Annotated in this window: 13 protein-coding genes and 3 tRNA genes; 4 read left to right on the top strand and 12 right to left on the bottom strand. The window is 72.4% G+C overall.

Features of this window, described 5'->3' with window-relative positions:
- Window positions 1–28: 28 nt before the first annotated feature.
- The gene (locus ACZDYF_RS05050) at window positions 29–508 is read left to right on the top strand and encodes a nuclear transport factor 2 family protein (protein ID WP_400274768.1); all 480 of its coding nucleotides are present in this window, start codon (window positions 29–31) and stop codon (window positions 506–508) included.
- Window positions 509–551: 43 nt separating this feature from the next.
- On the opposite strand, the gene ACZDYF_RS05045 is transcribed toward ACZDYF_RS05050, so the two are convergent.
- From ACZDYF_RS05045 to ACZDYF_RS05010, 8 genes are all read right to left on the bottom strand, one after another.
- Window positions 552–1,130, bottom strand: coding sequence for an AAA family ATPase (locus ACZDYF_RS05045; protein ID WP_475054210.1), 579 nt, complete (start codon window positions 1,128–1,130; stop codon window positions 552–554).
- A 125-nt stretch (window positions 1,131–1,255) separates the two neighbouring features.
- A complete protein-coding gene (locus tag ACZDYF_RS05040; RefSeq protein WP_372440794.1) occupies window positions 1,256–2,812 on the bottom strand; it encodes a solute symporter family protein in 1,557 nt (518 codons plus the stop codon).
- 110 nt (window positions 2,813–2,922) lie between these two features.
- Window positions 2,923–3,264: a DUF485 domain-containing protein gene (locus ACZDYF_RS05035; protein WP_191796188.1), complete on the bottom strand. Its 342-nt coding sequence runs from the start codon at window positions 3,262–3,264 to the stop codon at window positions 2,923–2,925.
- A gap of 149 nt (window positions 3,265–3,413) precedes the next feature.
- Entirely contained in the window at window positions 3,414–4,151 is a 738-nt protein-coding gene (gene trmB / locus ACZDYF_RS05030; RefSeq protein ID WP_475054207.1) for a tRNA (guanosine(46)-N7)-methyltransferase TrmB, read from the bottom strand.
- Window positions 4,152–4,195: 44 nt separating this feature from the next.
- Complete coding sequence (locus ACZDYF_RS05025; RefSeq protein ID WP_475054206.1) at window positions 4,196–5,533, bottom strand: TrpB-like pyridoxal phosphate-dependent enzyme; 1,338 nt, start codon at window positions 5,531–5,533, stop codon at window positions 4,196–4,198.
- A 273-nt stretch (window positions 5,534–5,806) separates the two neighbouring features.
- A tRNA-Lys gene (locus ACZDYF_RS05020) sits at window positions 5,807–5,882 on the bottom strand.
- Window positions 5,883–5,960: 78 nt separating this feature from the next.
- Window positions 5,961–6,036 (bottom strand) — tRNA-Lys (locus tag ACZDYF_RS05015).
- A 93-nt stretch (window positions 6,037–6,129) separates the two neighbouring features.
- Window positions 6,130–6,438, bottom strand: coding sequence for a GroES family chaperonin (locus ACZDYF_RS05010; protein ID WP_338068425.1), 309 nt, complete (start codon window positions 6,436–6,438; stop codon window positions 6,130–6,132).
- Between the two features lie 202 nt (window positions 6,439–6,640).
- On the opposite strand from ACZDYF_RS05010, the gene bcp reads away from it, so the two are divergent.
- Window positions 6,641–7,120: a thioredoxin-dependent thiol peroxidase gene (bcp, locus tag ACZDYF_RS05005; RefSeq protein WP_475054203.1), complete on the top strand. Its 480-nt coding sequence runs from the start codon at window positions 6,641–6,643 to the stop codon at window positions 7,118–7,120.
- A 61-nt stretch (window positions 7,121–7,181) separates the two neighbouring features.
- Window positions 7,182–7,263: transfer RNA gene (locus tag ACZDYF_RS05000), tRNA-Leu, on the top strand.
- A 15-nt stretch (window positions 7,264–7,278) separates the two neighbouring features.
- Here the strand turns inward: ACZDYF_RS05000 and ACZDYF_RS04995 are convergent.
- The gene (locus ACZDYF_RS04995; protein ID WP_475054198.1) at window positions 7,279–7,746 is read right to left on the bottom strand and encodes a hypothetical protein; all 468 of its coding nucleotides are present in this window, start codon (window positions 7,744–7,746) and stop codon (window positions 7,279–7,281) included.
- A 107-nt stretch (window positions 7,747–7,853) separates the two neighbouring features.
- On the opposite strand from ACZDYF_RS04995, the gene ACZDYF_RS04990 reads away from it, so the two are divergent.
- Window positions 7,854–8,450 carry a protein-L-isoaspartate O-methyltransferase family protein gene (locus tag ACZDYF_RS04990; RefSeq protein ID WP_307824032.1) on the top strand — a complete coding sequence of 199 codons (597 nt, stop codon included), beginning with the start codon at window positions 7,854–7,856 and terminating at the stop codon, window positions 8,448–8,450.
- Here the strand turns inward: ACZDYF_RS04990 and ACZDYF_RS04985 are convergent.
- From ACZDYF_RS04985 to ACZDYF_RS04975, 3 genes are read right to left on the bottom strand one after another with little or no spacing between them, the layout of a single operon-like run.
- Window positions 8,437–9,054 (bottom strand): thymidine kinase, encoded by a 618-nt coding sequence (locus tag ACZDYF_RS04985; protein ID WP_475054194.1) that lies wholly within the window; start codon window positions 9,052–9,054, stop codon window positions 8,437–8,439. The genes ACZDYF_RS04990 and ACZDYF_RS04985 overlap by 14 nt on opposite strands.
- A gap of 57 nt (window positions 9,055–9,111) precedes the next feature.
- Window positions 9,112–9,675: a GNAT family N-acetyltransferase gene (locus tag ACZDYF_RS04980; RefSeq protein ID WP_307824030.1), complete on the bottom strand. Its 564-nt coding sequence runs from the start codon at window positions 9,673–9,675 to the stop codon at window positions 9,112–9,114.
- A gap of 37 nt (window positions 9,676–9,712) precedes the next feature.
- Window positions 9,713–13,618, bottom strand: coding sequence for an Rne/Rng family ribonuclease (locus ACZDYF_RS04975; RefSeq protein ID WP_475054191.1), 3,906 nt, complete (start codon window positions 13,616–13,618; stop codon window positions 9,713–9,715).
- Window positions 13,619–14,082 lie beyond the last annotated feature (464 nt).

Genomic DNA, 14,082 nt, shown 5'->3' with positions numbered 1-14,082 from the left:
CCGTGGTATCCACCCCCCGGAGGCTCTCATGCCCGTGCACGACGACGCCCACCTTCCCGCCACGCACCACGACGCCCTGCGCGGGCTGCTCGACCGCGAGGACGTCGCACGCCTCGTCTCCCGGCTCACGGCCGCGCTCGACGACGGCGACACCGACCGGCTCCGAGACCTGCTCGTCCCGGACGCGCACGCCAGCACCCCCGGTGGAACCGCGCAGGGGATCGACGCAGTCGTCGCCCAGGCCGCGCGCAACCACCGGCCGGAGGACGGAGTCCAGCACCTCGTCGGCAACGTCCTGGTCGATCTCGCACCCGACCACGCAGAGGTCCGGGCGAACGTGGTCGCCACGTTCGCCCGACGCGAGCCGCAGGCGGACAGACCCGTCACCCTCGGAGCGGTCTACCGGCTCAGGGCGCGCAGGACCGACGCCGGCTGGCGACTGACGCACATCACGACGGAGCCGATCTGGACGTCGACCACACCCGTCACGCGCGCCGGACCGGCCTAGCGGCACCTCGCGCGGTCGCCTGCCGGGCGGCGTGGCGCTCGCCTCAGGCCGCGTCGTCGACGCGGGCCTCGTCGAGGCGGTCGAGGATCTGCGCGACCGTCTCCGCGACGGTCCACCCGGTCGTGTCGAGGTGCAGGCCGCCCGGGGTCTCGCGCGCGTACGCGGCGAACTCGTCGGGCGTCCACGCGCCGTACGCCTGCTTGTGCCGGGCGGCGTCCCGGGCGGCGAGGGCCGCGGCGCTGGGCGCCAGCACGACGGCGTAGCGCGGCCGGGTGCGCAGGCTCGCCGTGAAGCGGGCCAGGTCGGGCCCCAGCAGGATGTCCTGGACCACGGCCGTGATCCCCGCCGCAGCGTAGGTGTCGGCGGCGCGGGCCGCGAGCTCGTGCCGCAGCTCGAGCTGGGCGCGGGCGCGGGCGGAGAGCGGCGGGTCCATCGACGCCTGCCCGCTCACGACGAAGCGGCGGAACATGTCACCACGCACGTGCGCAGCGAGGGGGAAGGAGCCGGCCAGAGCCTGCGCGACCGTCGACTTCCCAGAGGCCATGGCGCCGGTGACGACGAGGACGGGAGCGGACGCGCCGAGGCGAGCGGCGCCGTCGGGCAGGGACGTCTCAGGGTGCATGCCACGGACCCTAGGACGTGCGGCAGGCCGGACGCGAGCGCATTACCGGGCCTCGCCGAGCGTGCAGCTCGGGCTGTCCGCGGGAGTCCGCGACGACCCGAGCTGCACACCCGGCGCGCACGCCCCTAGTGCACGACCGCCTTCTCCGAGCCCGCGCCCGTGAGCGAACGGACCTCCATCTCGGCGAACTTCTCCGGGTGCGACGTCTCCTTGCTCAGGAAAGTCCCCAGGACTCCCAGGAGGAACGCGAGCGGGATCGAGATCAGGCCCGGGTTCTCCAGCGGGATGATCGCGAAGTCGATGCTCGTGTCCTTGATCATCGACAGGCTCGCGCCCGTGACCGGGTCCACCTTGCCCGAGACGACGGGCGAGAACGCGATGAGCACCAGGCACGAGACCAGTCCCCCGTACATGCTCCACAGCGCGCCCGACGTGTTGAACCGCTTCCAGAACAGCGAGTAGATGATGGTCGGCAGGTTCGCGCTCGCCGCGACCGCGAAGGCCAGCGCCACGAGGAACGCGATGTTCTGGCCCTGCGCGAAGATGCCGCCCACGATCGCGAGCACGCCGATCACGAGCACCGTGAGGCGCGCGACCTTGACCTCGCCGTCGGGCTTGACCTCGCCCTTCTTGATGACGTTCGCGTAGATGTCGTGCGCGAAGCTCGTCGCGGCCGTGATCGTCAGCCCCGCGACCACCGCGAGGATCGTCGCGAACGCGACCGCCGAGATGATGCCCAGCAGGATCTCGCCGCCCAGCTCGTACGCGAGCAGGAGCGCCGCGGAGTTCACGCCGCCAGGAGCCGACGAGATCGCCTCGGGGCCCACGAGCGCGCCCGCCCCGTAGCCCAGCACGAGCGTGAACAGGTAGAAGATGCCGATGAGCCAGATGGCCCAGACCACGCTGCGGCGCGCCTCCTTGCCCGTCGGCACCGTGTAGAAACGGGTCAGGACGTGCGGCAGGCCCGCGGTGCCGAGCACCAGGGCCAGTGCGAGCGACAGGAAGTTGAGCTGCGACATGGGGGTCGCCCCGTACTGCTTGCCCGGCTCGATGAGCGCCTCACCGCCCGGCCCCGCCTTGTCGATCGCGCCCTGGAACAGGTCCGACAGGTTGAAGCCGAACTTCGCGAGCACCCAGAACGTCATGATCCCGGCGCCCGCGATGAGCAGGACCGCCTTGATGATCTGCACCCACGTGGTGCCCTTCATGCCGCCGATCATCACGTACGCGATCATCAGGACGCCGACGATCGCGATGACGACGGACTGCCCAGCGGTCGACGAGATGCCGAGCAGCAGGGCGACCAGACCGCCCGCCCCCGCCATCTGGGCCAGCAGGTAGAAGAACACGACCATGAGCGTCGCGAGCGCCGCCGCCATGCGCACCGGGCGCTGACGCAGGCGGAAGCTCAGGACGTCGGCCATCGTGAACTTGCCCGTGTTGCGCAGCAGCTCGGCCACGAGCAGAAGCGCCACGAGCCACGCCACGAGGAAGCCGATCGAGTAGAGGAACCCGTCGTAGCCGTTGATCGCGATGGCTCCGCAGATACCCAGGAAGCTCGCGGCCGACAGGTAGTCGCCCGCGATCGCCGTACCGTTCTGCGGGCCCGTGAAGTTGCGCCCGCCCGCGTAGAAGTCCGCGGCGGACCGGTTCTGCTTCGAGGCGCGCAGCACGATCACCATGGTCACCGCGACGAAGGCCGCGAAGATCCCGATGTTGATCCACGGGTTGCCGACGTCGGAGGCCTCCGCGGCCAGGGTCACGACGGGCGGCTCCGCCCCCAGCGCCGCCCTCACCGGTCCTCCCCCTCGATCTGGCGACGCATGTCGTCGGCGACCGGGTCGAACCGCTTGTTCGCCCAGCGCGCGTAGATCATGGTGATCGCGAACGTCGAGACGAACTGGCCCAGCCCGAACAGCAGACCGACCGTGATGTTGCCCGACACCCGGATGCTCATGAAGTCGTGCGCGTAGTCCGCGAGCAGGACGTACACCAGGTACCAGACCAGGAACAGTGCCGTGACGGGGAAGACGAACAGACGGAACCTGCGGCGCAGGTCCTGGAACTCGGGGGAACGTTGGACCCGCTGGTAGTCGGTCTCCGCGACGGGATCGTCCGTCGAGATGTCGGTCATGATGCCTCCGTTGGCTCATGCGTGTGGCACGCGGCGTCGCGTGACCCGGGCGACGTTTTTCACCCGCTCCGCCAATGTGCCGTACATCACTCTTGTCGCCAAACACCCGATCCGGGCGTGTCGGCGGCGGAGGCTCCGCGCGACCTCGCTCAGACCCGGCGGAGCTCCAGGTCCGTGATGACCCGGCCCGCCGCACGGCCCTTGTTCTCGAAGCTCGTGAGCACACGCCCCTCGAAGCGCGGCGCGACCGCACCGACCCCGTGGACGTTCACGAACGACGGGTTCGCCCCGACGACCTCGAGCATCTGGTCCGCGTACTCGGCCCAGTCCGTCGCGAGCCGCCACGTCCCCCCGGGACGGATCACGCGTGCGGCGAGCTCCGCGAGCTCGGGCGTCACGAGACGGCGCTTGTGGTGGCGGGCCTTGTGCCACGGGTCGGGGAAGAAGACCCAGAGCTCGTCGACCGACCCCTCGGGCAGGGCCGTCGTGAGCACCTCGGCCGCGTTGGCCTGCACCAGGCGCAGGTTCGTCAGCCCGCGCTGCGTCGCACGGAGCACCGTCTGCGCGAGTCCCGGCGTGTAGACCTCGACGGCCAGGAAGTCACGCTCGGGCGTGGCACCGGCGGCGGCGACCACGGCCTCCCCCAGCCCCGACCCGACCTCCACCACGAGGGGAGCCGAGCGCCCGAACGTCGCTGCGACGTCGAGCACGTACGCCGGGTCGACCGAGGTGCGGGCCACGGCCCGAGGCACGTCCAGGACGAACTGCTCGGCGTGGTCGTCCCAGGCGCGCTGCTGGCGGGTGTTGAGGCGGCCGCTGCGGCGGACGAAGGACACGATGTCGGTACGGAAGCCCTGCTCGCGGGCCTCGGAGAGGGTCTCGGGCACCCGCCCAGTCTAGGCGGGCACCCGAGACCCTCTCCCACGGAGCGTCAGACGTACTGCGCGTACGCCGGCAGGTCGAGCTGCCCGTTGCCGGACAGACCGATGACCACGACCTCGGGTTCCGTGACCGTGCGCGCGTACGCGATGGCCGCCGCGACCGCGTGCGTCGACTCGGGCGCCGGGAGGATGCCCTCCGACCGGGCGAACTCGAGCCCCGCCCGGAACGCCTCGTCCTGGTCGATCGCGACCGCGTCCATGAGGCCCAGGTTCACGGCGTGCGACACCATGGGCGACATGCCGTGGTAGCGCAGGCCACCCGCGTGGATCGCCGGCGGGACGAAGTCCTTGCCCAACGTGTGCATCTTGAGCAGCGGCGTGAGCCCCGCGACGTCACCGTGGTCGTAGCGGTACTCGCCCTGCGTGAGCGACGGGCACGCCGCGGGCTCGCACGCGACGAGCCGGGTCGACGTTCCCTCGCGCAGGTTGCGCCCCAGGAACGGGAACGTGAGCCCCGCGAGGTTCGACCCGCCGCCCGCACAGCCGAACACGACGTCCGCGCTCGTCTCCCCCGCCTCCTCGAGCTGGACCAGGGCCTCCTGACCGATGACCGTCTGGTGCAGCATCACGTGGTTGAGCACGCTGCCCAGCGAGTAGTGCGCCTGCGGGTCCTGCGCCGCGACCTCGACGGCCTCGCTGATCGCCATGCCGAGCGAGCCCGTGGTGTCCGGGTCGCTCGCGAGGATCGCGCGCCCCGACGCCGTCAGCTCCGAGGGCGACGAGTGGCACACGCCCCCGTAGGCCTCCATCTGGAAGCGCCGGTACGGCTTGGACTCGTACGACGCACGCACCTGCCACACCTCGCACGTGAGCCCGAGCAGCGCCGCCGCCATCGAGAGCGACGCCCCCCACTGCCCGGCGCCCGTCTCGGTCGTGAGCCGCGTCGTGCCCTCCATCGCGTTGTAGTACGCCTGCGCGATCGCCGTGTTGGGCTTGTGCGACCCGACAGGGCTCACGCCCTCGTACTTGTAGTAGATGCGGGCGGGCGTGCCGAGAGCGCGCTCGAGGCGGTGCGCGCGGACGAGCGGCGCCGGCCTCCACATCGCGTAGATCTCACGGATCGTCTGCGGGATCTCGATGTAGCGCTCGGTGCTCACCTCCTGCTCGATCAGCGCCAGGGGGAACAGCGGCGCCAGGTCGGCGGGCACGAGCGGCTCGAGCGTTCCTGGGTGCAGGTGCGGCGGGACAGGCTCCGGCAGGTCTGCGTTCAGGTTGTACCAGTGCGTCGGGACGGTGGAGGGGACCTCGACGCCGAGCGGCTCGAGCGAGCGAGCGGTCGGGGCGGCGGGTGCCGGGGGCGCCGAGGCGGGGAGGGGGGACGTCGACAAGGAACTCTCTCCTTCGTGGATGGGCACGTGCAGGGGGCACGTTCCGGGCGATCCACTCCGGGAGACCTGCTGGACCGCCCGTCGTCGGGCTCGGTCAGCACGCCACAGCGTCCGACCGTCAGCGGTCGGGCCACCAGGTGTGTGCGGTGAGCAGGTTCACACGGGCGACCATAGCCCCTGGGGCGGTGGGTTGTGAAGCGCGTCTCGCGGGTCGTGCGCCGGGGACGGCGAAGGCCCCTCCCCCGCGTCTGCGCAGGTGAGGGGCCTTCGTGGTGGTGCGCCATCATGGACTCGAACCATGAACCCGCTGATTAAGAGTCAGCTGCTCTGCCAATTGAGCTAATGGCGCGTGGTGGAGCTGGTCGTGCGGTACCGCCCGCCCGCCGGTGCGGACGTCACGACGGCCCCGTCTCCGGGGCCGTGATCGTGGTGCGCCATCATGGACTCGAACCATGAACCCGCTGATTAAGAGTCAGCTGCTCTGCCAATTGAGCTAATGGCGCGCGAGAAGAAACACTACTGAACCGGCCCCCCGGAGACAAATCAGGGGGCCGGACGAGGCTGTGACCTGCACGACAAGCTGCCTGAGGTCGGGGCTACAGGTACAGCCCGGTCTTGCCGCTCGTCTCCTCGGGCTGCGAGACGGCGCTGACGTCCTTCTCGCGCAGCAGCACGAAGCTCTTGCCGTTCAGCTCGACCTCTGCGCGCTCCTCGGGGTCGAACAGCACGCGGTCGCCCCGGCTCACGTGCCGCACGTTCTCGCCCGTCGCGACGACCTGGGCCCACGCGAGCCGCTTGGGCCCGACGGCCGTCGCGGGGATCACGAGCCCTGCCGACGACTGCCGCTCGGACGAGTCGACCTCGGGCAGGACCAGGAGGCGGTCGTGCAGCATGCGCAGCGGCAGGCGCTCGGGCTCGCTGCCCGACGGCGTCGCGCGCGTCGCGGAGGACTTCTTCCGGGAGGCGGTGGCCGGGCCTGCGGCCGGCTCGGGCCGTGCGGCCGGCTCGGGGGCGTCGTGCGGGGTGGGGGGTGTCGTGCTCACGGTCCCCACGCTACCGGTGTCCTCTAGGCTCGGTGTGAACCGCGAACGCACCACGAGGAGTTCCATGAGCACGCGACTTGCCGTCGGCGACGACGCCCCCGACTTCACCCTCCCGACCGCCGACGGCGGCTCGGTGACGCTGTCCGACCTGCGCGGCAGCTCGGTCATCGTCTACTTCTACCCCGCAGCCTCGACGCCCGGCTGCACCAAGGAGGCGTGCGACTTCCGCGACTCGCTCGCGTCGCTCCAGGGCGCGGGATACAAGGTCGTCGGCATCTCGCCCGACGCGCTGCCCAAGCTCGTGAAGTTCGCCGAGGAGGAGTCGCTGACGTTCCCGCTCGCGTCCGACGAGTCCAGGCAGACGCTCGAGGACTACGGGGCGTGGGGCGAGAAGAAGCTCTACGGCAAGACCGTGACGGGCGTGATCCGCTCGACCGTCGTCGTCGACCCCGACGGCAAGGTCGCGCTCGCGCAGTACAACGTCAAGGCGACGGGCCACGTGGCCAAGCTGCGCCGCGACCTGGGGATCGACCCCAAGAAGTAGGTCGCCCGGCCTGCGAGCCGCCGACCGGTGCACCCCTCGCGCGCCCGTAGACTGTGCGGGCGCGCGAGTGGCGTAATTGGCAGCCGCGCCAGGTTTAGGTCCTGGTGTCTTCGGACGTGCGGGTTCGAGTCCCGCCTCGCGCACCCCTCTCGTCCCGGTCAGCCGACCGGAACCTCGATCGTCCCGGGCACCAGTCCCGGCTTCGTCTCGGTGCAGTCGGCGTCGGCCGCCAGGCTCCACCCCTTGACCTGGACCGCGTCCCCGGCGCACCCGACGAGCTCCCGGTCCCCGAGCGGCTCCTCGAGCGCGACCGTCGTGGGCCGGACCCCGAAGTCCTCGCTGCACGCTCCCCTGGTCCGCTGGACGAAGGCCCGCACCTCGACGGTCTCCGCGCTCTCGTCCACCTCGACCTCGTCGACGTCGATGCACGTGCTGCCCCCGGCGAAGACCGCGACCTCCAGGTCGGTCCCGTCCTGCGCGAGGAGCACCCACTCGACCCGCACCCGCTGCGGTTCCCCCAGCCCGCAGCCCGCGAGGACGGCCACCGCCGCCCCCACCGCGACCGCACGCGCGAGGGTCCGCACGCCGTCCGCGGTCGCCGTGGACCGCTCCGTCCGTCTCGTCATGCGCCGGACCCTACGCCACGCGGGTGCCTCGCGCAGGTCCCCGATCACGCGGCGGCCCGCACGCGCCCGTCCTACTCTGGGAGAAGGTCCCGAGGAGGCGATCCCCAGTGCCGAACGGTCGGAGAACCCAGGCCATCTACGCGCACGAGGTCTCGGCGGCGATGTCGGCGATCGATCGGCGGCGCTTCCTGCCGCGCAACCAGCGCCCGTACGCCCGTGACGACCGGCCGCTGCCGATCGGTCACGGCCAGACGAACTCGCAGCCCCGCACGGTCGCCGACACGCTGCGCCTCCTCCAGGTGCCGCGGGGCGCGCGCGTCCTGGACGTTGGGTCCGGCTCGGGGTGGACGACGGCGCTGCTCGCCCACCTGGTCGGGTCGAGCGGGAGCGTCGTGGGGGTCGAGATCGACCCGGACCTCGCGGAGTGGGGGGCGGCGAACCTCGCGACCTACCCCATGTCGTGGGCCCGGATCGAGGTCGCCGAGCGGGGCGTGCTCGGCCGTCCGACCATGGGCGGCTACGACCGCATCCTGGTCTCCGCGGCGGCCCAGGTCCTGCCCCAGGAGCTCGTCGACCAGCTCTCGATCGGCGGGCGGCTGGTGATCCCGGTGCAGCACGTCCTGGTCCTCGTGGAGCAGCACCTGACGGGCACCGTGACGAGCAGGCACGGGACCTACAGCTTCGTGCCCCTCATCGGGTCGTGACCTCGGGGCCCGCCCGCCAGCGCGCCGCCGAGAAGTGGACCCGGCACCGCGCCTGGTAGGACTCGACGCCGCCGACGTGCTCGGCCCCCGCCGTGAGGGCGTCGCCACGTCCGTCGTCGCCACGTCCGACGACGACGCGCTCGTGGAAGGGGGCGTCCTCGCCGCAGACCGTGCAGACGGCTGTGAGCCGGTCGGCACGCTCGGCCAGCGCACCGAGCGCCGGGATCGGGTCGAAGGGCCGCCCGTCGAACGTCACGTCGAGCCCCGCGACGATCATCACGAGACCCGCGTCGGCCGCGTGCTGCACGACGTCGAGCAGGTCGGGGCCGAAGAACTGCGCCTCGTCGACCGCGACGAGCTCCACGGCGGGGTCGATCAGGTCGAGGATCTCCGCGGCGGACGTCGCGGCGAGCGAGGGGAGGTCGAGGCCCGAGTGCGAGCTGACGACACCCTCGCCGCGCCGGTCGTCGAGCGCATGGTGCACGACCTCGACACGGCGTCCCGCGATCTGCGCCCGGCGCACGCGCCGCAGCAGCTCCTCGGTCTTGCCTGCGAACATCGGCCCGCTGATGACCTCGACCCGGCCCCGCCTCACGTCGTCCACGCAGCCAGTAGACCATGCGCCGAGGACCGCGGCGGGTCCGCACGGAGCGTCCCGGGCTCAGTCGCGCGCGTCCCACTCGGCGCGCAGCACGCCCATGACGACCGCGTCGTACCGCAGCCCACGCACGACGCGCGCGTCGCGGAAGCGGCCCTCCTCGACGAAGCCGAGGCGTCGGCCGACGCCCAGCATCGGTGCGTTGCCGGACCAGGTCGCGAAGTCCAGCCGCGCCCAGTCGGTGACCGAGAACAGGTACGTGGTCCACAGCGCGAGCGCTTCGCGACCGATCCCCCGTCCGCGCACGGCCGGGTCGTAGACGCCGATGCCCATGCGGGCCCACGCGGTCTCCTGCGACTCCCAGTACCAGGAGACGGTCCCGACGAGCTGGTCGTCGACGTCCGCGATCACGGCCGAGCGGGGTGGCAGGCCGTCCACGACGCCGGGCGGCGTCCGTGCGAGGGCGGCGACGCGCGCGTCGGCCTGCGCGTCGTCGGGTACGGGATAGTACGGCCCGTCCCACTCGTGCCACTCGTGGTGGGGGCGCAGCCACTCACGGAAGACGGCGAGGTCCGCGGGACGCCAGCCCCGGAGCCGGGCAGCATGCCCGACGCCGTAGACCGGCACCTGCGGATCCCTCGCCGTCATCGGTGGTCCAGGGGCGTCAGTCGACGTCCTGCTCGGAGCCCTCGGGGGCCGCCTCGTCGGTCACGTCAGCCGACGGCGCAGCCTCCCCAGCAGCCGCCTCGTGAGCGGCGGCCTGCTCGACCGGAAACGAGTCCTGGTCGTCGGCGACCTCCGGGGCGCCCTCCGTGGACTCGACGTCCGTCAGCGTGGTCTCGATGCCGACGGCCTCGGTGTCGGCCGCCTCGGCGGTCGCGTCCGCGGTGGTCGCAGTCCCGGTGGTCTCGGTGACCGACGCCTCGGCGACGACGGACTCCTCGACCGGCACGACGCCGTCGTGCTCGTGGTCGTGGGCGTGGGCCGCCGCGGCCGCGATCGTGGCGAGCGTGGCCTTGACGGCCTCACGCGCCTCCGACGTGACCTCGGGCAGCACCGGGACCGCGGGAGCCGCAGCCGGAGCCGTCTCCTTGGTCGCGCGCTTGCGGCGCGACCGGGAGCGCGAGCCCTCCGACTCGGCGGGCTCCTCCGGCGCTGCGGCAGGAGCCGGGGCGTGCTGGTGACCACCGCCGTTGTTCGAGCCGCCCGACTTCTCGATCGGGTCGGTGTGCACGATGAAGCCACGACCGTTGCAGTGGTCGCACGTCTCGCTGAACGCCTCGACCAGGCCCTGGCCCACACGCTTGCGGGTCATCTGGACCAGGCCGAGCGAGGTGACCTCGGCGACCTGGTGCTTGGTGCGGTCACGGCCCAGGCACTCGACCAGGCGACGCAGCACCAGGTCACGGTTGGACTCGAGCACCATGTCGATGAAGTCGATGACGATGATGCCGCCGATGTCGCGCAGGCGCAGCTGGCGGACGATCTCCTCGGCGGCCTCGAGGTTGTTGCGCGTCACGGTCTCCTCGAGCGTGCCACCGGAACCGGTGAACTTGCCCGTGTTGACGTCGACGACCGTCATGGCCTCGGTGCGGTCGATCACGAGCGAACCACCCGAGGGCAGCCAGACCTTGCGGTCCATGCCCTTGGCGAGCTGCTCGTCGACGCGGTGCGCCGAGAAGGCGTCCTTCTCCGACGTCCAGCGCGAGACGCGCTCCTTGAGGTCGGGCGCGAGCTCGGCGACGTAGCTCGAGATCTCGTTCCAGGCGTTGTCGCCCGAGACGACGAGCGAGCTGAAGTCGTCGTTGAAGATGTCGCGGACGACGCGGATCGCGAGGTCCGGCTCGCCCTGGAGCAGCGCCGGGGCGGAGACCGACTTCGCCTTCTTCTCGATCGCCTCCCACTGGCTCTGCAGACGCTCGACGTCGGCGCGCAGCTCGTCCTCGCTCGCGCCCTCGGCGGCCGTGCGCACGATCACGCCCGAGCCCTCGGGGACGACCTCGCGCAGGATCTTCTTGAGCCGGGCACGCTCGGTGTCCGGGAGCTTGCGCGAGATGCCGGTCATGCCGCCGCCGGGGACGAACACGAGGTAGCGGCCCGCGAGCGTGATCTGCGACGTCAGGCGCGCACCCTTGTGGCCGATCGGGTCCTTGGTGACCTGGACCAGCACGGAGTCGCCCGACTTGAGCGCCTGCTCGATGCGACGCGGCTGCCCGTCGAGGCCCACGGCGTCCCAGTTGACCTCGCCGGCGTACAAGACGGCGTTGCGACCCTTGCCGACGTCGATGAACGCGGCCTCCATGGACGGCAGGACGTTCTGGACGCGGCCCAGGTAGACGTTCCCGGCCATCGAGACCTGCGACTGCTGCGAGACGTAGTGCTCGACGAGCACGCCGTCCTCGAGCACCGCGATCTGCGTGCGGCCGTTCTTCTCGCGCACGATCATGGAGCGCTCGACGGACTCGCGGCGTGCGAGGAACTCGGCCTCGGTGATGATCTGGCGGCGGCGACCGGCGTCACGGCCCTCACGGCGGCGCTGACGCTTGGCCTCGAGGCGCGTCGAGCCCTTGAGCGCGGTCACCTCGTCCGAGGACGTGCTGCCGCTGCGCTCGCGCGTACGGGTGCGGGTGGACGACGTGGAGGTCGAGACCCCGGCGCTCTCGCCGCCCTCGGCCCGTCCGCCACGGCGGCGACGGCGGCGGCGACGGCTCGATCCCGAGCCCTCCTCGCCGTCGTGCTCGTCCGTGTGGTCGTCCTGCTGGTCGGCGACGGTGTCCTCGACGTGGGCGCCTGCCTCGCCCGGCTCGCCCTCGGACGAGACGGCCGAGGACTGCTCCGACCGGTCGTCCGACTCGTCGTCTCCGTACTCGTCGCCGTCGGAGCGCGAGTCTCCGCGCGAGCGGCGGCCACGCCCCCCACGGCGACGACGACGGCGCGGCGCGCCCTGGTCGTCGTCCTCGGCGGAGGCCGGCTCGTCGTCGGTCTCGGTGACGAACTCGAGGTCGTCGAGCTCGAACGCGTCGGCGGGGATCTCGACACCCTCGGCGACGAGCTCGGCCTCGATCAGCTCGATCTCCTCGACCGCGGCGAGGTCCGCACCCGCGAGCACGACGTCGACCTCGACCGCCTGCTGCGGGGCCGGCCCTGCCGCGGGGGCTGCGGGGGCTGCGGGGACCTGGGCAGCGGTCGTCACAGACGTCGACGGCGCGCCCGCACCGCGGCGGGCCGACCGGCCACGACCGCCGCGCGTGCGGGCGGGGGCCTCACGCTGCTCGGTCTGCTCGGTCTGGGTCTGCTCGGCAGGTGCCTGCGCGGCGGATGTCTCCGGTGCCCGCTGCGCCTGCGTGGCGGGCGTCTGGGGAGCGGAGGACTCGACGCGCGCGGGCGTCTCCTCGACGGGGCGCGTCCCGGGCGTGGCGAAGCTCGGCATGGCGTCGGTGGGCGACGTGGTGGGGCGCACGACGCGCCGCGAGCGGCGCGGTGCGGCAGCAGGGTCCGGCGCCTGGAACAGGAGCGCGGTCGTCGCCAGTCGCGGGGTCGCGGAACCGCCACCGGTCGATGCGGGCGATGCGCTCGGCGTCTGCTCGGCGGCGGGGGCCTGGGGCTCCACCGCAGCGGCTGCGTCCTTGCTGACCTTGTTCACGCGACGCGAGCGGACCTTGGGCGCGGCGGGCGCGACGGGCTCAGCGGGCGCCTCGACGACGGGAGCGGTCTCCTCGACCGGTGCCTTCGAGGTCGCGCGACGGCGCTTGGCGGCGGGGGCCTTCTCGACGGGAGCCTCGGCAGGCGCCTCGGTGGTCTCGACCGTGGGCGCGGCGGTCTGCGCGGCGGCGGACCGCGTGGCCCGACGGCGCGTCGTCGCCGGGGCGACCGGCTCTCCTGCGGTGGGGGTCGCCTCGGCGACAGGGGCTGCCGTGGTCGCCTCGACGACCGGTGCGGCGGCGTCCGCTGCTGCGGCGGGCTCGGTGGTCTCCGTCGCTGCCTTGCGGGAACGACGGGCCCGGACGGGCTTCTCGACCGGGGCGTCCTGCTCGGCGGCGGGCATGAGCCCGAGCTCGGAGAGCACGTCGAGGACGGGGGCGTCGGCGGCGGCACGTGCTGCTGCGCCGCGCTTCCCGCCGCGTCGGGGTGCCTCGGCCGGGGCGTCCTGGGCGGGCGCCTGGGCGACAGCACCGGTGGATGCCTTGCGCGCGGCGGTGGCGTTCGCGGAGGAGGTGTCGGGCTGGCTCGTCGAGGTGCTCGTGACGGGCGCGGCGTCGGCAGCCGTCGGCGCCGAGGCGGGAGTCGTCGTCGGGCGCACGACGCGGCGCGAGCGGCGCGGGGCGGCCTCGGCGGTCGGGAGCTCGATCCCGAGCGAGCCCGTGGGCGCCTCAGGGTTGACGGCTGCGGGCTGGGTGGGAGCCTTCACGGCGGGGAGGGAGATCTGGACCGCGGCCGCCTGGGCGGCGGCCTCGGCGGAACCGGGCGCTGCCGCGGTCCTGGTGACCCGTCGTCGGGCCGGCTTCTTGGCGGGTGCTGCGTCCTGGCCGGCCGTCGAGCTCGTCGAGTCAGGGGTGTTGTCGAGGGTCACGCGATGCGCTCCTGGTACCCCGAAGGTCCGTCCCACATCGTGCGGCCCGTTCGGGCGGTTGTCGTCGCTCGGGACGTGCGCATCGCAGCGCTGTCGTCCCCGCGACGGAAGTCGGCGGTGGCGGCTCGGGCAAGGGCGGGCGGCGGGGGGCGCTTCGCCGTCCGGGCCATTCATCCCGTTCGGCGGCGCTCCGCGAGCCGCGGACTGCGGTTGCGTCGAGCACGTACTGGGCGCAGGGGAGATGTGGTCCCCCGTGCTGGGTCAAGTATCGCACAGCCGACGTCGATCGGATGGGCATCTACAGGTCCGTCGCCCGTGTCGTCCAGAGGACCAAGGTCCCGACTCGGACCTTGTGAAGGTTCTCACAAACTGTCGTTTCCCGAGAGTTTTGGCGCTTCCTCCCCTCGCCGATGGTGCAGATTGGTCATAGCGTCGGCAGTAGGAACGCTGACCCTGCCCTGAGA

The sequence above is a fragment of the Oerskovia sp. PE-21s genome (assembly GCF_056158145.1).
This window is presented reverse-complemented; position numbering and strand designations above follow the sequence as displayed.